Consider the following 18,666-nt stretch of genomic DNA (forward strand, 5'->3'; position numbering starts at 1 on the left):
ACACCTGCCCAGGTGGCGGAATTGGTAGACGCGCTAGCTTCAGGTGCTAGTGTCCGTATGGACGTGGAGGTTCGAGTCCTCTCCTGGGCACCATTCCCCCTCATTCAAAGACCGGCTTACTGCAGCAACGAAACTGCGTGCTTTCGAAGCCATGCGCGCCCGCCGTTTCCGGCAGGCGCAGCGGAGAGTGTCAGGCCGCCTGATATTGCGGTGCTGTCGCCAGGAAGCGGCCATAGGCACTGGCATCGGGTGGTGCGAATTGCTCCGCTAATGGATTCGACCGTTTCCACTGCGTGGCGCCCATATCCATCAGCAGCTCGTCGAAATGTTTGAAGTGGAATGGCGCCGAACATAGCCCTCCATAGATCTGCGCTGCTGGACGCTCCTTGCGGCGCCAGTCGAGCATCATCTGAATGTTCTCTTCCATCTCCGCCCGCGACGGCTGGCGCGCCAGCTTGCCATCGGCGTAGCGCACCAGCCAATTTGCCACCATCTCAGCCGACAGGATGGTGCAGAAGCTGGAGTTGAACCCGACAAAGCCCATCTCCGGCAAATCCGGGTTCACCGCAAGGCGGTAGGTCCGGTACTGGCCGTCCGCCTCGATCAGCTTGTCCAGATGCTGCTGCGCCAGATAGGGGATCCCCAGCTTCCAGCCGACCGCCGAAATCACAAGATCAGCGCCAATACGCTCGCCATTCTCCAGAACGATTTCATCACCGTCATAGTGCGAAAAGGTGGTCCGATGCGGGAGGATCGAGCCGTCCTTGAAACCCTCGAACAGACCGGGCGTCACGATCGGCACCGAGCACGATACATCCTTTTCAATCGGAATATCCGGGACCATATCCCATTTTTTCAAGCCCAACTGCAGCTTCAATAGCGTCTCTAACCCACGGAAATTCGCCCATATCAGCGGCTTGGCGAGCCCGTAAAATGCCTTGTGCAGCCAGCTGCGCCCCCAGCCGTTGAACTGCACTTCTTGCGCCCGCATATAGAGAAGCTTCTTAAAGTTGATGCCGCCGACGAAATACGGAACCCGCCAGACATTCTGCCGGTAGACCAGATGGACCTGTTTCGCACCGTTTTGCGCCGCGTTCACCGCCACATCGGTTGCGGATTTTGAGCCGCCGAGCACCACCACCCGCTTGCCGCGCGCGTGCTCTGGATCCAGGTACTCCGAGGAGTGCATCACCTCCCCGCCCTGCTCGGTGAACGTCTCTTGCCCGGGATGGGTCAGGATATTCTTCTCTGAGAACTGCCCGGTGCACACCACCGCGAAGTCCACATCCTGCACCCGGCTGTCGCCGTCCACCTCAATCACCAGTCGCCAGCCTGGCTGCCCGTCTGGGCGCCGGTCCATCTCAAGCACATTGGTGTTCATCTGGAACAGCCGGTGCAGGTCATGCTTGGTTGCATAGGAATGCAAATAGGCATGCACCTGCGGCCCCTTCGGCCATTCCGGGTAATCATCCGGCATCGGGTGATCGGTATAGCAGTAGAGATCCTTGGGCGACTGCGTCTGCACACCGGGATAAGAGCGCGACGGCTCCCAAACCCCGCCCAAATCATGGCTCCGCTCGAACCCCAGAACCTGATGCCCCTTCTCCGCAAAGGCCTTGGCCGCGGCCAGCCCGCTCACCCCGCCGCCGATCACGGCGACCGTCTTGCGTTTCACCATGTCCGCCTCCCTTATTCCGCCGGCGGCGGCAGGAAATCGACCTCATGCAGGGCCGACAGCCGCACCAGTTCTTCCGGGTCGGTCACGCCGTCAAGCGCGCAGAAAAGGTCATAAAGCTTGCGTGAGGGCGCCACCCCGAAGACACAGGACGCGGTGCTGCCCGAGCGGTTGAAGATGCCGTGCGCCACGCCCATCGGCATTCGCACGGTGTCGCCCGGCCCTGCCCTGTAAACATCGCCGCCGAACTCCACGTCCAGGGTGCCCTCCAGCATGGTGATCCATTCATCCTGGGTAGGGTGTACATGCGGTGGCACAAATGTGCCGTCTGGAATGACTGCGTGCCAGATAAAGGCATTCTCGCTGTGAAGCTTGGGCGTATAGGTATGCCCGACCACATTCCAGGACGTGCCGCTCAATCCGTCGGCGGCCTTGGTGATTCCCTGATCCAGAGCCATTTGTTCCTCCCTTTCCAGCTCGTTCCAAAAGCCTAGGGGCAGCTCTGGAAAAGGATTATCCAAAATGCGCAAATAAGCGCACCCCGGCGTGATTGCCTGACCTGCAAACCGTGCTAGGCTGCGGAAATGACAGCACCGCAGCCTTTAGGAGAACGCGAGCCGCTGCGCGCATGGCGGCAGTTCCACAGCCGCGACATCGACGAAGTGCGCGCGCTGGTGGCACGGCAGTTCTGCGACCACCGTCTGCAGCCGGAAGGCCCTTCAAGGGGAACTGGCGCCCGCTACAACCATGTGCGCGGGCAGGCCCTGTCACTCAATTTCCTCAGCTACGGGTCCGCGGTGCAAATCGACCCGGGCGAGTTGCAGGATTTCTACCTGGTGCAGATGCCGCTCAGCGGCCGGGCGCAAATAGCCAATGGCAGTACTTCGGTGGCGTCAGACCGACGCACTGCCACGGTGCTCAACCCGACCCGGGAAACCCGGATGACCTGGCACGCCGACTGCCGGATGCTGCTGCTGCAGATCAGGCGGAGCGCCCTGCACAGGATCGCTGAGCAGGCTGCCGGCCTGTCCCTGCCAGAGGCTGTTGTTTTTGACACAGCACTCCCCGTGTCCAGCGGTGACTTGCGTGGATGGGCGCGCCAGTTTGCAGCCTGTGTCAGCGCCACTGAAAACCAGACCGGCTTTGGCAGCTGGAGCGCGCTGCAGCAGCAAGTGATCGAAGAGCAGCTGATTCTTGGCCTGCTCACCCATCAGCAGAGCAATATCCGGCACCTGCTGGCTGCCCGCGCTTCAGGGAGCAGCAGCCAAATCCGCCGCGCCCAGGACTTTATCCACGCCAATATCGGCGAGCCGCTTTCCGTCCCGGCCATAGCTGCCGCCGCAGACTGCAGCATCCGGTCGCTGCAGGCCGGGTTCCGCAAGCATTTTGGCCTGACCCCGATGGAATACCTGCGCGACCTGCGGCTCGACCTGGCACGCTACCTGATGTTGTCGCGGAGCGCGCAAACCCCGGTCAGCAGCATTGCCTATGACTGCGGGTTCTCCCACCTCGGCCGCTTTTCCCAACTCTACCGGACCCGTTTCGGGGAACTTCCAAGCGCCACCCCGGGCAATCCGGGCCATTCCCTGTGATCCCCACTTGCGCGGGAATTGCGCAGTGTTTAAACGGACATCACTTGTCTGCCGCCACCGGCGGAGGCCGGTGCCGCTGTAGCTCAGCTGGTAGAGCACGTCATTCGTAATGATGGGGTCGGGGGTTCGAGTCCCTTCAGCGGCACCACTAACCTTTCCAAATCAAGTCTGTGCGCCAGTTTCTGAACCTGGCAGGACGCCTTTCCCGGCGGCCGCCTGCCGCACCCGCTTTTCCGGTGACCGAAGTCCTGGCAGGAATTCAATAACCCGCAACCAAAGGAGTTTTAAGCAGAGGGATTGCCAGCTGGAACAACTTTATGGCGACCCCGGCAGGACACAAAGAGCCCTGCAATAATAACACCTTAACTTGTCCACTGGTCCGTATCGGACACATTGAAAACAAACCGGAATTTGCCGATTTGTCCAACGAGGACAAGCTGATCCACACACCGCCACTTCTAGAAGCTGCGAGCTGAAAATACGTAGCCCCGCCAACTCTGGTCGGCGGGGCATGAAGCTACCTTGGCGGCCGCCTCGTATTTTCATTTAGCACACTCAGAAGATACAATTCGCGCGCCCGCCGATCAATGGGATCGGTGTTATGACACAACATTATTCACAATTGACCGCGCCTCCAATTGCTCGCTCAATCACTTCGGAGAAAAGGGGCAACAGGGGCAAAGCCCCCTACGACGCCGGGAAGGAGGCGGCTGAAACGGTTGCTTGCGTCAGCCAGGACGACAGCGTTAGCGGCGCTTCCCAGCCCGTGCGGGCACAGGTTGCGACTGCCAAGCGCTCTCCAAACCCCTCACTAGCTAATAGGAGGGGTATTTTGAGGCATCAGTCTGATGCCTCACCGGGGGGCGAAGGGGGAAACCCCCACAAAGCCCCTGTGAATACAGGGGCTTCCGATCAGACCGACCGTTCGGGAGGGATGCCTAATCTCCCCCCAGTGGGGGGAGATTACCGCACCGCACCTGTGGGAGGTGCCGCAAACCACCCCCCACAGGTGCGGGTGGTCACAAAAGGAAGGTCGAAACAGAAACGGAAATCCCGCGCGGCGTGGCAGAGTCCGGAAATGGCGGCTTTCCGCGATGAGTGGAAATTTGACTGGCTCAGCGTGACCATTCCGAACGGTTTGGACGGAACAGGGCGGCGGCGGCGTGCAGCCCCAGGTCGATCGGACCCAGACGAGGATGGAGCCGGGGCCGCTGAGGAACGCCACGCGGAGGAAATCTTGACACGTTTTTGTGTTGCGCAAGGGCTGCATCGGCAACGTGTCGGCAACGCGACAGATGGTTACCGGGGTGGAATACGGTACGGTGTCACACCGGTGGATGATGACCGCAAAGTAACTGTGCGGACAAGACACGTAACAAATATGCCTTCAATGGAGATTCCAGGCGGCGATGGCATGTGCGCGGAACTGGCCTCTCGCGCATTCTCGCATCTTGGGCCAGTCAATGTCTCGCGCATCGACGTGTGTTTGGATTGCAGAAGTGATGGCCTTTACGAAGCACTGTCCAGCTACCTTCGTGCGGAATATAATCGTCGCCCGAGTTCAAACGCGCCGGAGGAAATCGACGGCGGCAAGGGCAAAACGATCAAGTGGAACCGTGGTGAGCAGCGTGTCAAAGTTTATCAGAAGGACTGCGAGCAGGCTGCTAATGGCAAGCTAATCGGCCCGCCGGACCCGCACCGGATCCGGATCGAGTTCAGCTTTTACCCGCACAAGATCGGTGACAAAGCAGGATTGGCGCGGCTCGCAGCAGCGGAAGGGCCCGGCGCGCTGCTGGGCACGGCGCGTTGGGTCCGTAGGATGGTCTCCCAAATCGCCATCATGCTAGGTGTCTGCGACAAGAACGCGGCGGAACTGCCGATTACGCGGTATGAGCGTCTCCCCATTGTTCGCAGCATAAAGGACAAGGCAAGGTGGGCGCTTGGGTCAAGTGTGCGGACGCTTTGCCACGCAGCAGCAGCCCAGATTGTCGAGGAACGGCACGGGGGTGACTGGAGCGCGGCCGACGTCGAACCCGAGGACATCAAAGAGGGTGTTCTGCGTCTAGTCGAAGATTTTCTGGATGCTACCGAAGCGCCGTATCGTGCAGCATCTCGGCTCGGTCTCGAAAAAGCGCGCGATATTGAAGACCAAGCCGCTTGTGACCGCAAAAAGCTGAGGCGCTGGATGGACTGGCAAGAGCAAGAGGAAGCGTATGCCCGTGACCGGTTAAATACCGTCTATGAGGTTGCTGCGGATGGAGAACATCGGCGACTGAATCGTTTGCGCGCTGAGCTACAGAGCGAACACACCTCATACATCACGCAGCGCGGTCTCAACTTAACGCCTGCGCTCCTGGCACTGGAACGTGCATATGCAAAACAACTCGCCCCGGCCACCACCGGACAATAGCGCTGACCCTCGCGAGCGAGGAGGTAATGCCAGGAGAGCGGCAAGTGTTCACCGTATTGACCAGGACATCTGCATCCGATGTGACGATATCCCGATTGGGTTCATAGGTGCTCATGGCGGCCTCGCTGAATTCTGGAGCATTCATACTCGCGCCACGGCGCGAAAATCCAAAGCGGCAGCCGTTGAACCGCCACCCGTTGACAGAATGATTTACGTAAACTATAGACTTTACGTAATTTCACCTATTCACGAAGGATTACACACTTATGGAGTTCCGGTCTCCCAACGCGGCTGCAGAGAAATGCAGCTACGCACGCACATACCTCACCGAAAACCTGGATGATCCCGAAGCTGGCAAGGCGGTGTTCGAGGAGCTTCGGGAAGAGCTTGGAAACGTCATCGAGAACTTTCCAAGCTGGCATCCCATCCTGACCGCTCCGCCTCAACCCTACGGCCGATCTGCAACGAGCATCTCCAGTCTTGATGTGTATCGGGGGCGCGACCACACCGTGGAATTCGTCCGCGGATTTGTGACGTGCCCATACAGTGAAGAAGCGGCAGACAATTTGGTGGAGGCTGTCAATAAATTGCTCGGACTGCATGCGCGTCGGCTCGACCAACCCCTTTACGCAGACAATGCCTATCCCGTTGTTGTTTCCGCCATTGAAGTCGAACTCGAGGCAGACGGCACAATCCGCAGCCGCGACGCTCTCGCCTGGTTTGTCCAGGAGCAAGCCAACTCAGCGCCGCGCGCGGAGGTGGCTGAGACATGGTGGACGATGCGCTCTTATATTCTCGGCCGCCCGCATGGCTCACGCTCCTCCCTGTGCGTGAACCAGTATACGGGGTCGCACATGCGGAAGATCCTGGAAGCAATGAATGACAGCGGCATGTTTGGCCCCATCAAGGAATGGTCGCTGGACATGCTGTCCGGGAAGAAACGCGAAACGATTGCCAGCACCCTCATTCGTGCCGCACTGAAGGAGAGCAAGAAGCTTGGCCTGGAGGACGAAGAGGAGTTCAGCTTCGAACTCCGGGGCGAAACTTGCCGCGCAACGGTGCGCGACACCTGGAGCGACGGGACGGAGTATTCGGTCCGCGTCTGGATCGGACAGGATAATGTCGACGATCTGTCCGTCAGCGGCCTATTCAATACGAAGGACGACCGGGTCTCTGCATCAGACCCCAACGGCAAACTGGCGCTCGCCAAGAAGTTTCTGTGAGCGGCTAAGCCCGATGGCGACCTTCCCTGAAATTGCACCCAGCCAGGTCCTGGCTGGGACGCCTTTCAACGATTTCAAGGCGCAAAGAGCAGTCGGAAGGCAAATGCGGCCGCTTTCAAGTCGCGCAACACCATGCGGGCAATTGCCGTCTCCCACGCATTCCGGAAATCCTGGTACCGCTCCTTCACTCTGAGGCCGCCACCCTGGCTCTTCACCGAGTAGAGGACAAGGCACGGTACGCGCTTGGGTCCCCGACTGATCGCTCGAACAGCGGCCTAGACCGAACTTTGATTGAACTGACGGGTCACGACGTGATGGAAGCTGAAATTTCCTTTCTTTTTGCCAACTTACCGGAGAGTTAATGAATATCGCTTCGCCCTTAATCAGGAAGCACATGGAAAAGACCTTCCACCCAAACTACAAGTCGGGTATTGACCCAACAACACAACACAACATATGAGTTGTCATGACGGTAAATTTTGGAGGCGTTTCAGGCCGCTTACCTAAAGGAATACATCGAATGTCTTGGTCGGAGGCGGAAAGCCTTCTGGCATACAACGCAAAGAGGCGTACGCTGATGGAGGGGTTACTACGTGCATGTCAGGCCCTAAAGTCTGCTGGTGTAGACACCGTTTTTGTCGATGGAAGCTTTGCTACGAAAAAGCCCAACCCTAGCGATTGGGACGGATGCTACCTGTCAAAGGGTGTTGATCCGTCCAAGATCGACCCTGTTCTCTTGGAGTTTTCCAATGAGCGGGAGGCCCAGAAAAAAAAGTACCTTGGAGAGGTGTTTCCAGCTGAGATGGATGCAACGGGATTTGGAGAGCCATATCTCTCGTTTTTCCAACAGACAAAGGAAGGGAAACCGAAAGGTATTGTCGCGATAGACCTTGGAACATTGCCATGATCAAAAACAAACTTCAGTATAAGGTTTCCATATCTCAGCTCGAGAACTTTCAGGAGGCGTTGAAAAATGCCTCTGCCATGGAGTGCCCGCCTGAAGGCACTCACCCCTTAATGTGGAAAGCACAAATTGAGGGTATGAAAAGTCAAATCACCACATTAAAGCGCGAAATATCCGAGTATGAAGCACTCGCCTCAGGGGAAATTCAATCCATTGAGGTCAACTCTTTAGAAGATTTTCCAAAGTGCTTGATCATGGCTCGAATCTCCAAAGGATTCACCCACAAAGACTTGGCAAATCTTGTGGGAGTGAAGCCGCAGCAAATTCAAAGGTGGGAAGAAAGCGACTACTACAAAACAAACTTTGCACGCTTGATCGAAATCGCGGACGCGCTAGAAATTACGATCTCTGAAAAAGTGTCATTTCAAAGAGAAGCAAAAACCAATGCTAAAGCTCTTAGCGACGTCGGAATTGACCTGAACTTCCTAAAGAGAAGATTTGCAGTCGAAACGTCCGGTGAAGTTCACGATGTTATTTCCAGATCCGCAGACTTCTTGCAGAAGATCTGGGGAATTATCGTGCGTCCAAATGGAGATCTCGACCTTAGCGGCGTCAACCTGAATCAAGCGGAGTTTGCACGATTCAAAGTTCCGAAGAACGCTGATGAAAAAAAAGTCAAAGCCTATGCACAATATGCCTACTCGGTTGCTGCGACCGTTTCAGCGGTGGAGGAAACACCAATCTCCTCCACCCCATCTGATTGGTCGGAAGCCAGGAAAGCAATTTTGCAGCGTGGAGACATCAACCTGAGAAACTGCCTCGAATATGCGTGGGATCTTGGTGTGCCGGTTATTCCTCTCAGTGACCCTCTCCGTTTCCACGGCTGCTGCTGGAAAGTAGGGGGTAGAAATGTAATAATTCTTAAGCAGTCGGTTAGAGCTGAGTCTCGATGGATGTTTGATCTACTTCACGAATTACATCATGCATCGGAACAAGGAATTAATGGAACGTTTGCACCAAACCATTTGGATGGGACCTCTTCCGAACGCCGTGAGTCTTCTGAAGAAATGGAAGCTAACGACTTTGCTGGAGACGTACTGCTGGCAGGAAAAGCTCGAGAGTACTTTGATGAAGTTCTTAAATTATCCTCTCACAAAATTCCATTTGTAAAAAAGAATGTGGAAAAGGTTGCGAGGAAACGCCAGGTCAACGTTGGCGTCCTGGCCAATTATGTTGCGTTCCGGCTAAAGCAGGACTTTGACGTTGATTGGTGGGGGGCAGCAACAAATTTACAGTCAGATAGTGACGATGCGCATTCAATTACGCAATCTGTATTTCGAGAACGGTTTAATTTCGATGCGCTTCCCGAAATTGACAAACGTATTATTGAACTTGCAGTAGCGGAGCCGGATCTCTAATTGTGGCCCCGGCCTGGTCCGGCCGGGGTTACTTCACCTCTCCTCAAACTGAAGGGTTCCTTGGAGGGCAACCGCCGAAGTGAGCGCCAGTCCGTCTACTTCCGGAGTGGTTACGACTTGGGCCAACCGCTTGACGATCTGGTGCGAGGTACAGGCGACTATCGTCGGATCGCGACTGGACACGCTAAGTGTAGCGGCTTGCAAACATAATCGTGTCGACCTGCAATCCTTCCGATTTTCGGCCCGAGTTATTGGCATCTATCTGGCGCCTCAAACCCGGATGATTTGCAAACGAACCCAGATTATTTGCGACCAGCTTACATTCATCCACCCGGGCTCACATTAAATGCGAACAGGGGTTTCGCCGTGCCTTCAGGTGCCTACCTTCCCACCCAATTGTCGAGGTCCTAAACGTAGATAGTTGTACGCGATTTTAAGACAGTATTCTCCAGCGGTTGTGGTCCCGCCTGTGGTCGCAGCCTACTGTCTGGAAACACCCCGTTTCCTGAACTGCCCAAGGTCGGCCACCTCCTGACCAGCCCCTTGCGATCTTCACTAGTGGATCCCGGCGGAGCCGAAAAATCACGCTACAAGGTTGACCTATAGAGAACTTGAGACACCTTAAGGGTGTTCCTTTATAAGGTGAAGGAGGTAATGGTGTCACATCTTAAACAAGTAATATTTGCGCTCTTCCTGTTTGGCTCGGGACCAGTTTTCTCACAAGCGCAAGTGAAAGAAATTGATGCAATCAGTCAGGACATACTTGATGCAGTTCGGCTGGCTCCAATCGAAACAATCGTTTCGGTTAGCGGAGACTACCTAGTAGAAGGGAATGTCATCAAAGCTGATCAGTTGGTCATGGACTGCAACTCCCGCATCACATTCAAAAGTGTTGACCACCCTTGGCTGATCGTGGCTGCCAAAAGATTGAAATTTAAAGACGCTGGCGGGAACTGCAGTCACATATTCAGGCGGGCTGTATCAATTTCCGCACCGCCGGGATCCACTGGTGCAGATGGTTCACTGGGCAACCCAAATTACGTTCACCACCAGGGAGGACAGGGTCGTCACGGCGGGCACGGGACGGCTGGAAGTTCTGGGGGGGTTGGTGGGACACTTCATCACCCACCCGTTTATTTTGTCATTGGAAACCTTGAAGCACAGACAGGGAACTCGCTTGAAGCAAAGCTGTTTATGTTCTTCCGCGGGATTACGGGAGGCCAAGGCGGTCTTGGTGGCAACGGTGGATCTGGCGGAAGTGGGGAAAAAGGTGGCGATGCAGCCGATGGACTGCTTGACTGCAGGCGTGGTCCCGGTCGCGGAGGAAATGCTGGAAACGGGGGCACGTATGGTATTGGTGGTCAAGGCGGACCGGGCGGTAATGGACCCTCAATCTATCTGGTTGGCCCTAGGCATGTAGTGGACACCCTGTCCTTTGCGGGCTTCATGATTGCGGGAGGGATTGGAGGTCCCGGCGGGGAGTGTGGACAGAGTGGAAACCCCGGAATGACTGGTGATCAGGGACGTCTCAGCAATCGTTGTCGCAGCGGCCCTGGCCCAGGCGCAAGAGGTACTAAGCCCAACAGACCTGCCGAGTGCAAAGGTCCAGATGGGAAAGATGGCGGTCGCGGGAGCATTTTCGCCGCAGCTATCGACATCAACAACCTATTCTAGTTTGGGAAGGCATGGCGGTTGCGTTGAGGCATTTATTAACCTCAGCGCACTCCTTGCTGTCCCATTTTGAACGATTTGGGAAAGGCAGCAATAGCTCTGGCGAACGGCAAGTTTGGGCCCTTGATGTTTATTGCCTTTAACCATCCCAGCGGCTGGAAAGTTCTGCGTCTTTCGAGTTTATGGCCCGGCAGAGAACGGCGGTTGCTGCGATTTCATTCGTCCAGCCTTGACAGGCCATGTTCTCCAACCGGCCTACCGTTCGCACGAAATCTGGGTTCGGCCCGATGATTGCAGGATGGTTGCATACAATGTGAGTTCATTCGCAAATCATCCGGGTTTGAGGCCATTAATAGACGCTATTAATTAAGGTGGAAAATCGCGGTGTTTGCAGGTTGTTACAGCTAAGCACTTCCGCTCGGGTGACGCCGAGACCGAAGCCACATCACGCGATAAAGCCGTATACAACGGGCTTCCCGTAGACAAGGCGAGCTTGGGCCTTCAAACAGCTTCGTGAATAGGCGGTAAGATACCATCCAGTGCCTCAGCACGAAATAGAGCAATGGCGTCCGTATCCGGCGTAGCAACTATCTCCGAAAGTCGCCGGTTGATCTGGCGGGAGGTGCGTGAAACCTCACTCGACTTACGGCTGCTTATACCCGCAAGTTCGGTTGCAGTGACACCGAGACCAAAACTATCTGCCTGCGCAATCAAAATTGCACAACGTCGCATCGCAAGGAGATCAAGTGCGGACCACTTGCAAGATGCCGCTTCAGCACGGTCGCGCGCGAGGCGCTCCGGGATGTCGATGACGGGCGCGTCGGACTTGCGCTGACCATTTTGCTCCTTGAGTTCGACGCGGCGCGCCTCCTCATCGAATACATCCATGCAGATCTCTCGGCGCAAGTGTACGAGCGCGCCACTATTATGCCGATTGTCCTGTTCGGTCTCACTATCGATTTCGAAAGGATCAGCAGGTGCTTCCAAATTGTTCATGATTTTTTCCTTTTTTACATGCCGAAGCGTGGTAGGTTCCGGCGTTTCGCCTTCCGGGCCCCTAACTTCCGGCCTGCACCAATCAGCCCTCCGCGAATGGCGGTGTCCTTGGCGACGGACCCGATAAGCTCTGCGGCAACCTCCGCACCGACCCCTACCACGACCTTTAGGCGTTCTTCTGGCTTTTGCTTCTTGCGCCCAATATGGGTACCAGGAGGTTTTACCAAGGCCAGCGGCCTGCCGTTCGCCCCATCTGAAACCTGGGCGCCAGCATTTGAATGCTTTGAGGTGTCGAGACGGAAACGGAGTTTTGATAATGTCGCCTCGCGGTCGATCTTGCCCGCGGCGATCCTTTGACCGCCTGGGCCGACGAGGACGGCACCTGGGGAGCGCTTGCCCTTCTGGACGGTCTCGAGCCGCCATCCGTCGCGCGCAAGCTCCCTGTGCAGGCCTCGCCATGTCTTTGCGGCGATGAGTGTTTGGCGCACGCGCTCGGGCGCGCTGTGCTGGCGCGGATCTGGGCTGCTGCGATGGCCGGTCATCCTCTTGCCATTAGCCGGGGCGTGGCGCCCATCAGTTATGGTCAGACCACGGCGGAGTTCAATGCGGCGCAATGCGGCTTCAATGCGCGGATAGCTTTGACTGTCGCGGACGGCCTTCCCGTCCGGTCCAACGCGGTTCACCATGATGTGAAAGTGCCGGTAGGCGCGGTCATCGTGCTTGATGACCACGGCCTGATTATCCGCCAGCCCAAGTTCGTCCAGAACTTCGGCGGCGTCAGACCGCATGTCGGCATCACTTGGAGGTGTGTCCTCTGGGTTGTAGCTGATGCTGATGTGCATGACCGGTCTGCTGGTCCGAGTACTGACTGAGGCGGCTATCTGCATTTCGCCGGCGGCTTCGTCTGGAGTCCCGGACGCGAGGTTGCGTAGGTCTAGCAACTTGCCCCGCCCATCTTTGGTGAGGTAGTGGGCGAGGCCCGCGAAGTACGTGCCCTTACTTATCTTCGCGATCAAGACTGCAACTCGGCTATTTTTCTGGTGGGCAAGAGCGTGTGAGGCTCGAGGTCGTTGCTGGCGCGAATGAAATCGAGGGACGTAAGACCTTCGTGCATGTTCATTTCTCCTGAGCGGCGCGGTGCGCACGGCGACATTCACCGGCCCTAACAGCGTAACCGATCATGCCGTTAATGAGGATCATCATGACTGTGACGGCTGCACCACCGCCCGCAACGGTCGCGATACGAGTTGTACGGCGGCTGTTCATTGTGTTGATCCTTGCCGAATGGCGCTAACCGCTTCGGCGACCTCGTTGGTTAGTACGCTTAGCATGCGCATATCGGCGGCGGACAGGCTCCTACTCCTGTTCCCAATCCGGGCAATCTGATTGAGGTTTGCGCCGACCCTGTTCAGAGCGGCGACGGCTTCGACCTCGACGTTCGCACGGCGGGCGGGCAGTTCGATGCTCAATGCGGCATGCCGGACAAACTTCGATACGGGCACGCCAGCCGTTCGGGCCCGGCGGTCGATTTCGGCCCGCTCGTCATTGCTTAGGCGGACTTCCATTCTGAAACTACGGTTCAAACGTTTCGCCACGTCCATTTTCCTTCGGAGCATTCATGCGACCACTATCCGGGCAAGTCCCGGAAGCGTTTTTTGGATTTGTCCGTAAAAAACATTGCTTGCTGTCAATCTTATAGCGAATGGGGTATTATATTACCACACTAAATCTGGAATGATTGAGGCAACGACATGGACAGAATGGAATGGCGAAGATGGGTGCGCCGAGTTGTTTTCTGGCACTTGGCATCGTGGCCGTCGGTGTTTCTGGCCGATTCTCAAAGCTTGCGCGGCAATCTCGGCGCTTACGCAAAAGGCAAGATTTGGCTGGCTGAAGAGCTTGAGTGTCGTGATGATACCGAAGCCCTTGAAGTGCTTTTCCACGAAATCTGCCACGGAAAGATCGACGCTTTTCGTTGCCGGGGGGCCTGGGTCGGCGGTATGCCGGTTGAGGACGCAGCGCGCTACGCCGGTGATGTTGCTCCGGTTCTTTACCCTCGCGGGCGGCGGGCTGAACTTTTGGAACATTATCGGGCTAATTCGGTAGCTGACTACGAAGAGGAGTGCCTAGTGCGGATGTGTTGCGACTTCTTGCGGGACGAAGACCCAGGGATCCCACGTGATCTGAAACAGGTCTGCGCAACGTTATGTAAGCCGCTTGGTCTACGGTGGTCATTTTCCGGAGGGCTGCTGTTTGCCGCGCCAAGCCTGTTATTCGGGATTCGGAAGTGGCCCATAGGAAAACCGTTGCCTGGAACAAGCATAGCCACCGCGCCCGTCTTCCAAGATGAAGGATGTTAGCATTCTGGCGTAGGCACATGGGCCAATTCTCACCAGCTAACGGGACAAGGACTTTCTTAGAACTAGCACAAGACTAGGATTTCCGTCGTCCGCCTCAAGTTTGAACTCCCAACCAGAAGACTCGATCTCCGCATTCGCCCAAGCCAGCCTGTTCTCAAACGTGCCTTGGTCTTCAGCTTCGAAAATATAGTCTTGCCAGTGCTCGATCTCTGCTAGCGTTGGCAGCTCTTTTGTTTCGTCAGGAAATTGATCCTCCAGAAGAGCGACAATTTCCGCGTTCATAGAACGGCCGTTTTTCTTCGCGGCAGCACGGATGCGAGCCCGCATGCCATCTGGAAGGCGGAGCATGAACTTGTCAATGAGAGCGCGTTTTTCAGTCATGATGTCAAATGGACATACGCTTCCACTTGACGCAATAGTGTCCAATGGACATATTTTGTACATCGACAGGAAAACATGATGGAGGTTGCATGACCAAGCGAAAGGGAAAGCCGTTCCAGCTTCGTTTGCCGCGCGAAGTCAAAGAATGGATAGAGCGACAATCGAAGACGAATATGTCGAGCCAAAATAGCGAAATTGTCCGCGCGATCCGCGCTGCCATGTCCAGCGCAACTGATGAGGTATGACCCTTAAACGCCGCCCGCATCTCTAGAGAAAGGAAAGAACCATGGCCAATCGCCCAGTCTTCATCACACAAAATGAGCTCACGGGATACGCTAAGGCAATAATGGCCGCAGGCGTGACGACGTTTTCTGTTACTGCCGAACGGCCCGACGGGACCCGACTAACGATCAAGGCAGGAGAGCGAGAAAGCGGAAGCCCTTCGAGCGAAATTGATGCAATGTTAGGGATCAACAAATGAGGCGGCGCAACCCATTTCCTGGAGCTGCAATTGTCACCGATGCACGTGGTGGCAAACGCATTCGGCTTCGCAGAACGATTAAAGGCAGAAAGATTGATACTTATCTTCCGGGCCCCTGGGGAAGTCAGGCAATGGTCCTGGCTTATAATCAAGCGATCACCGATAGCCCGGTCCAGTCAAAACCCACGAGTACTCGCGGAACCGTCGAGTTTGTAATTACCGACTACCTTTCGAAGAGCGAATTCCTTGCCTTAGCTCCGTCTACCCGCACCGCAAAGCGTCGTCGCCTAGATTGGGTACGCAATTTGATCGGTACCGCCCAATTAGGTGACCTCCAGAGGCACCACATTGAGCACCTCATGGATAGAAAAGGCGGGCCCGAAGCCGCAAACCGGCTACACAAAGAACTGTCGGAAATCTTTAACTTTGCAAGGCGATATCACCAGTTTAAGGGCAACTCACCAACTAGCGAAGTCAAACGCCGCAAGACTAAAACCGGTGGCTTCCATACTTGGACTGAATTTGAGGTTGAACAGTTCCGCGAAACCCACGTCTCAGGAACGCCTGCTCGACTAGCGTTGGAACTGATTATTGGTACTGGCGCGGCACGCCAAGACGTTGCTGCAATGGGGCGCCACAACCTCCGGGGGACTTCGATCTGGTATGCGCGCGGCAAAACTGGTCAAGATGTAACCCTGCCACTTGAAAAGCTTCCTGAGCTCCGAACCGAATTGCGCCAGCTTCCGCCTGGACAACTGATTTTCATTCTAAACCGCAGGGGTAAGCCGTACACGACCGAGAGCTTTGGAAACTGGTTCGCCGACCGCTGTCAGAAGGCAGGCTTGAGCCACTGCAGGGCGCATGGGCTACGCAAATACGGAGCAACCCGCCTCGCCGAACGAGGGGCAACTGAATGGCAGATCATGGCTTTTCTCGCTCACAAAGATCCACGCCAGGCGCGCACATATGTTCAGGCAGCCAGCCGCAAAAAACTTGCCGCTGATGCTCTCTCGCACCTTACGCCCGCTGTCCAACAAAATCGTTCGTTGGACAATTCGTCTTCTTAAGCATTCGGAAAGAAATCAAAAAATGACATGCATGGCGACCCCGGCAGGATTCGAACCTGCAACCTGCCCCTTAGGAGGGGGCTGCTCTATCCAGTTGAGCCACGGGGCCGCGCTTGTTTACGCGATAGCAAATCCCTCTTGCGATCACAATGGGATGGAGGCTGGTGAAAGCCGTTTTGCCGCGCGCAGTTTCCATTGTGCAGCAAGTGATGTCTGCGCTAACGTTAGAGGCAGACAAAACAAGAGGCTCAGGAACGTGACCACGGACAGCAAGCGCCCGCTTACCCTTCGCGATGTATCCGAAGCAACCGGTGTTTCCGAAATGACTGTGAGCCGGGTTCTGCGCAATCGCGGCGATGTGTCGGAGAAGACCCGCACCAAGGTGCTGACCGCCGCCAAGGAGCTGGGCTATGTGCCCAACAAAATTGCCGGCGCGCTGGCCTCGAACCGGGTGAACCTGGTGGCGGTGATTATTCCGTCGCTCTCGAACATGGTGTTTCCCGAGGTGCTGACCGGCATCAACAAGGTGCTGGAAAACACTGAGCTTCAGCCCGTTGTCGGCGTGACCGATTATCAGCCTGAGAAGGAGGAGAAGGTCCTCTACGAGATGCTGTCGTGGCGTCCTTCCGGGGTAATCATCGCGGGCCTGGAACATACGGACGCCGCCCGCGCCATGCTGAGCAGCGCCGGAATCCCGGTGGTGGAGATTATGGACACTGACGGCAAGCCGGTGGACGCGATGGTCGGCATCTCCCACCGCCGTGCAGGCCGTGAAATGGCCAAGGCCATCCTCAAGGCCGGCTACCGCCACATCGGCTTCATGGGCACCAAGATGCCGCTGGACCACCGCGCACGCAAACGGTTCGAAGGCTTTACCGAGGTGCTGGCCAAGGAAGGCGTGGAGATCGAGGACCGCGAATTTTATTCCGGCGGGTCGGCCTTGGCCAAGGGCAGGGAAATGACCCAGGCCATGCTGGAGCGTTCCCCTGAGCTGGATTTTCTATATTATTCCAACGACATGATAGGCGCAGGCGGCTTGCTGTACCTGCAGGAACAGGGCATCAGCGTTCCCGGACAGATCGGCCTAGCCGGTTTTAACGGGGTTGAACTGCTGCAGGGTCTGCCCCGGCAGCTCGCCACTATGGATGCCTGCCGCCTGGAAATCGGACGCAAGGCGGCAGAGATCATTGCCGCCCAGCTGGAAGATCCCGAAGCTGACATCGAAAAACATGTCACACTTACCCCGACCATTTCTTATGGCGACACGCTGAAACGGCGCTGATGGCGCTGCAGCGGCTCGGCACTCAAGGCGCGCTGCGGCTGTTCCTGGACCGCCACGCCCTGCTGGAGCAGCCTGCGGGTCCGGCCAAGGGCGCAGATCTGCTGGCACTTATCCAGCGGCTTGGATTTGTGCAGCTCGACAGTATCAACACCGTGGCGCGGGCGCATGACGTGATCCTTTTCTCGCGCAGGCCTGGGTACCGGGCGAAGAACCTCAAACAGCTTTACGAGCGTGACCGGGGGCTATTTGAACACTGGACCCACGATGCCGCCATGATCCCGATGGCTTTTTTTCCTCACTGGCACCTGCGATTTCAGCGCGACACTGAGCTGCTGCGAAAGCGCTGGCGCAACTGGCGGCGGGACGGTTTCGAGGCGCAGTTCGAAACCGTGCTGAACCATGTCCGGGACCACGGGCCTGTCAGCTCCTCCGATGTGGGCAAGGATGAAAAGAAAGGCTCTGGCGGCTGGTGGGACTGGCACCCGTCCAAAACAGCGCTGGAATACCTCTGGCGCTCCGGAGCGCTGACAGTGGTCGGGCGCGAAGGTTTTCAGAAACGCTATGACCTGACTGAGCGGGTCATCGAAGAACATCTGCGGCCCGGAACTTTCTGCGACGAGGCCGCGACCATCGGCTGGCTGTGTTCTGCCGCGCTGGAACGGCTGGGCTTCGCCACATCCGGCGAACTCGCCGCTTTCTGGGATACAGCCTCGCCAGCGGAAGCCAAGGCCTGGTGCGCCAAGCAGCTGCGCCGGGGAGAGCTGGAAGAGATAGAAGTGGAACAAACAGACGGCCAGCTGCGCAAAGTATTCGCCCGTCCGGGCACGGTGGAGGCCGCCGTGGATCTTGGCCCGGCTCCGGGCCGGATGCGTGTGCTCAGCCCCTTTGATCCTGCCCTGCGCGACCGCAAGCGGGCTGAAAGGCTGTTTGGCTTCCACTACCGGATCGAAGTCTTCACTCCCGCCGCCAAGCGGCGGTACGGATACTACGTCTTTCCGCTGATGGAAGGCGCGCGCCTGGCGGGCCGCATCGACATGAAGGCGGACCGCAACGCGGATATCCTGCGCGTCACTGCGGTCTGGCCGGAACGGGATATCAAATGGTCAGCGGCCCGCACCAAACGGCTGGAGGCCGAGCTGGACCGGGTCGCCCGTTTTTCGGGCGTTGGCCACGTGCGTTTTGCAGACGGCTGGCTGCGCTGATCCG

At 56.8% G+C, this 18,666-nt stretch carries 18 protein-coding genes and 3 tRNA genes; 13 read left to right on the forward strand and 8 right to left on the reverse strand.

What is annotated here, in order from left to right; translation table 11 throughout:
- Window positions 1–6: 6 nt before the first annotated feature.
- A tRNA-Leu gene (locus LHL23_RS14570) sits at window positions 7–93 on the forward strand.
- A gap of 97 nt (window positions 94–190) precedes the next feature.
- Here LHL23_RS14570 and LHL23_RS14575 read toward each other — a convergent pair.
- Together LHL23_RS14575 and LHL23_RS14580 are read right to left on the reverse strand one after the other, a co-directional pair.
- On the reverse strand, window positions 191–1,678 hold the full coding sequence (locus LHL23_RS14575; protein WP_226430419.1) for a flavin-containing monooxygenase: 1,488 nt from the start codon (window positions 1,676–1,678) through the stop codon (window positions 191–193).
- A gap of 11 nt (window positions 1,679–1,689) precedes the next feature.
- Window positions 1,690–2,133 (reverse strand): cupin domain-containing protein, encoded by a 444-nt coding sequence (locus LHL23_RS14580; RefSeq protein ID WP_226430420.1) that lies wholly within the window; start codon window positions 2,131–2,133, stop codon window positions 1,690–1,692.
- A gap of 126 nt (window positions 2,134–2,259) precedes the next feature.
- On the opposite strand from LHL23_RS14580, the gene LHL23_RS14585 reads away from it, so the two are divergent.
- The 7 genes from LHL23_RS14585 (at window position 2,260) to LHL23_RS23515 (ending at window position 10,642) form a co-directional block, all read left to right on the forward strand.
- On the forward strand, window positions 2,260–3,267 hold the full coding sequence (locus LHL23_RS14585; protein WP_226430421.1) for a helix-turn-helix domain-containing protein: 1,008 nt from the start codon (window positions 2,260–2,262) through the stop codon (window positions 3,265–3,267).
- A 72-nt stretch (window positions 3,268–3,339) separates the two neighbouring features.
- Window positions 3,340–3,415 (forward strand) — tRNA-Thr (locus LHL23_RS14590).
- A gap of 1,089 nt (window positions 3,416–4,504) precedes the next feature.
- Window positions 4,505–5,677 carry a hypothetical protein gene (locus tag LHL23_RS14595; protein WP_226430422.1) on the forward strand — a complete coding sequence of 391 codons (1,173 nt, stop codon included), beginning with the start codon at window positions 4,505–4,507 and terminating at the stop codon, window positions 5,675–5,677.
- A 266-nt stretch (window positions 5,678–5,943) separates the two neighbouring features.
- Window positions 5,944–6,900 (forward strand): hypothetical protein, encoded by a 957-nt coding sequence (locus LHL23_RS14600; RefSeq protein WP_226430423.1) that lies wholly within the window; start codon window positions 5,944–5,946, stop codon window positions 6,898–6,900.
- Between the two features lie 466 nt (window positions 6,901–7,366).
- A complete protein-coding gene (locus tag LHL23_RS14605) occupies window positions 7,367–7,807 on the forward strand; it encodes a DUF6932 family protein (RefSeq protein WP_226430424.1) in 441 nt (146 codons plus the stop codon).
- A complete protein-coding gene (locus tag LHL23_RS14610; protein WP_226430425.1) occupies window positions 7,804–9,222 on the forward strand; it encodes a helix-turn-helix domain-containing protein in 1,419 nt (472 codons plus the stop codon). Before LHL23_RS14605 ends, LHL23_RS14610 begins: the two co-directional genes overlap by 4 nt.
- A 1,009-nt stretch (window positions 9,223–10,231) precedes the next feature.
- The gene (locus LHL23_RS23515) at window positions 10,232–10,642 is read left to right on the forward strand and encodes a hypothetical protein (RefSeq protein WP_264181244.1); all 411 of its coding nucleotides are present in this window, start codon (window positions 10,232–10,234) and stop codon (window positions 10,640–10,642) included.
- A gap of 752 nt (window positions 10,643–11,394) precedes the next feature.
- Here LHL23_RS23515 and LHL23_RS14620 read toward each other — a convergent pair.
- Genes LHL23_RS14620 through LHL23_RS14635 form a run of 4 tightly spaced genes read right to left on the reverse strand, consistent with a single transcriptional unit; the run spans window position 11,395 to window position 13,484 of the window.
- Window positions 11,395–11,889, reverse strand: a complete 495-nt coding sequence (locus LHL23_RS14620; RefSeq protein WP_226430426.1) for a hypothetical protein — start codon at window positions 11,887–11,889, stop codon at window positions 11,395–11,397.
- A gap of 14 nt (window positions 11,890–11,903) precedes the next feature.
- A complete protein-coding gene (locus LHL23_RS14625; RefSeq protein ID WP_319005207.1) occupies window positions 11,904–13,046 on the reverse strand; it encodes a relaxase/mobilization nuclease domain-containing protein in 1,143 nt (380 codons plus the stop codon).
- On the reverse strand, window positions 13,006–13,155 hold the full coding sequence (locus LHL23_RS14630; RefSeq protein ID WP_226430513.1) for a hypothetical protein: 150 nt from the start codon (window positions 13,153–13,155) through the stop codon (window positions 13,006–13,008). Before LHL23_RS14630 ends, LHL23_RS14625 begins: the two co-directional genes overlap by 41 nt.
- The gene (locus tag LHL23_RS14635; protein ID WP_226430427.1) at window positions 13,152–13,484 is read right to left on the reverse strand and encodes a plasmid mobilization protein; all 333 of its coding nucleotides are present in this window, start codon (window positions 13,482–13,484) and stop codon (window positions 13,152–13,154) included. The genes LHL23_RS14630 and LHL23_RS14635 overlap by 4 nt, the downstream gene beginning before the upstream one ends.
- 156 nt (window positions 13,485–13,640) lie before the next feature.
- Here LHL23_RS14635 and LHL23_RS14640 point away from each other — a divergent pair, with 156 nt between their 5' ends.
- On the forward strand, window positions 13,641–14,249 hold the full coding sequence (locus LHL23_RS14640; protein ID WP_226430428.1) for a hypothetical protein: 609 nt from the start codon (window positions 13,641–13,643) through the stop codon (window positions 14,247–14,249).
- A 36-nt stretch (window positions 14,250–14,285) separates the two neighbouring features.
- Here the strand turns inward: LHL23_RS14640 and LHL23_RS14645 are convergent, their stop codons facing one another.
- Window positions 14,286–14,630 carry an Arc family DNA-binding protein gene (locus tag LHL23_RS14645; protein WP_226430429.1) on the reverse strand — a complete coding sequence of 115 codons (345 nt, stop codon included), beginning with the start codon at window positions 14,628–14,630 and terminating at the stop codon, window positions 14,286–14,288.
- An 89-nt stretch (window positions 14,631–14,719) separates the two neighbouring features.
- Here LHL23_RS14645 and LHL23_RS14650 point away from each other — a divergent pair, with 89 nt between their 5' ends.
- Both LHL23_RS14650 and LHL23_RS14655 read left to right on the forward strand, forming a co-directional pair.
- On the forward strand, window positions 14,720–14,875 hold the full coding sequence (locus LHL23_RS14650; protein WP_226430430.1) for an Arc family DNA-binding protein: 156 nt from the start codon (window positions 14,720–14,722) through the stop codon (window positions 14,873–14,875).
- Between the two features lie 232 nt (window positions 14,876–15,107).
- Window positions 15,108–16,178, forward strand: a complete 1,071-nt coding sequence (locus tag LHL23_RS14655; RefSeq protein WP_226430431.1) for a tyrosine-type recombinase/integrase — start codon at window positions 15,108–15,110, stop codon at window positions 16,176–16,178.
- A gap of 32 nt (window positions 16,179–16,210) precedes the next feature.
- On the opposite strand, the gene LHL23_RS14660 is transcribed toward LHL23_RS14655, so the two are convergent.
- Window positions 16,211–16,287: transfer RNA gene (locus tag LHL23_RS14660), tRNA-Arg, on the reverse strand.
- A 147-nt stretch (window positions 16,288–16,434) separates the two neighbouring features.
- On the opposite strand from LHL23_RS14660, the gene LHL23_RS14665 reads away from it, so the two are divergent.
- Together LHL23_RS14665 and LHL23_RS14670 are read left to right on the forward strand one after the other, a co-directional pair.
- On the forward strand, window positions 16,435–17,460 hold the full coding sequence (locus LHL23_RS14665; RefSeq protein ID WP_222476971.1) for a LacI family DNA-binding transcriptional regulator: 1,026 nt from the start codon (window positions 16,435–16,437) through the stop codon (window positions 17,458–17,460).
- Window positions 17,460–18,662: a winged helix-turn-helix domain-containing protein gene (locus LHL23_RS14670; protein WP_226430432.1), complete on the forward strand. Its 1,203-nt coding sequence runs from the start codon at window positions 17,460–17,462 to the stop codon at window positions 18,660–18,662. The genes LHL23_RS14665 and LHL23_RS14670 overlap by 1 nt, the downstream gene beginning before the upstream one ends.
- Window positions 18,663–18,666 lie beyond the last annotated feature (4 nt).

Origin of the sequence: Leisingera sp. McT4-56, from assembly GCF_020514995.1 — a bacterium.
Lineage (GTDB): Bacteria > Pseudomonadota > Alphaproteobacteria > Rhodobacterales > Rhodobacteraceae > Leisingera > Leisingera aquaemixtae_A.

Coding starts and splice junctions, on each gene's coding strand:
- LHL23_RS14580 (WP_226430420.1), bottom strand. CDS start 2,133: ATGGCTCTGGATCAGGGAATCACCAAGGCCGCCGACGGATTGAGCGGC.
- LHL23_RS14620 (WP_226430426.1), bottom strand. CDS start 11,889: ATGAACAATTTGGAAGCACCTGCTGATCCTTTCGAAATCGATAGTGAG.
- LHL23_RS14655 (WP_226430431.1), top strand. CDS start 15,108: ATGAGGCGGCGCAACCCATTTCCTGGAGCTGCAATTGTCACCGATGCA.
- LHL23_RS14605 (WP_226430424.1), top strand. CDS start 7,367: ATGACGGTAAATTTTGGAGGCGTTTCAGGCCGCTTACCTAAAGGAATA.
- LHL23_RS14670 (WP_226430432.1), top strand. CDS start 17,460: ATGGCGCTGCAGCGGCTCGGCACTCAAGGCGCGCTGCGGCTGTTCCTG.
- LHL23_RS14585 (WP_226430421.1), top strand. CDS start 2,260: ATGACAGCACCGCAGCCTTTAGGAGAACGCGAGCCGCTGCGCGCATGG.
- LHL23_RS14640 (WP_226430428.1), top strand. CDS start 13,641: ATGGACAGAATGGAATGGCGAAGATGGGTGCGCCGAGTTGTTTTCTGG.
- LHL23_RS14575 (WP_226430419.1), bottom strand. CDS start 1,678: ATGGTGAAACGCAAGACGGTCGCCGTGATCGGCGGCGGGGTGAGCGGG.
- LHL23_RS14650 (WP_226430430.1), top strand. CDS start 14,720: ATGACCAAGCGAAAGGGAAAGCCGTTCCAGCTTCGTTTGCCGCGCGAA.
- LHL23_RS14600 (WP_226430423.1), top strand. CDS start 5,944: ATGGAGTTCCGGTCTCCCAACGCGGCTGCAGAGAAATGCAGCTACGCA.
- LHL23_RS14610 (WP_226430425.1), top strand. CDS start 7,804: ATGATCAAAAACAAACTTCAGTATAAGGTTTCCATATCTCAGCTCGAG.
- LHL23_RS14645 (WP_226430429.1), bottom strand. CDS start 14,630: ATGACTGAAAAACGCGCTCTCATTGACAAGTTCATGCTCCGCCTTCCA.
- LHL23_RS14630 (WP_226430513.1), bottom strand. CDS start 13,155: ATGAACAGCCGCCGTACAACTCGTATCGCGACCGTTGCGGGCGGTGGT.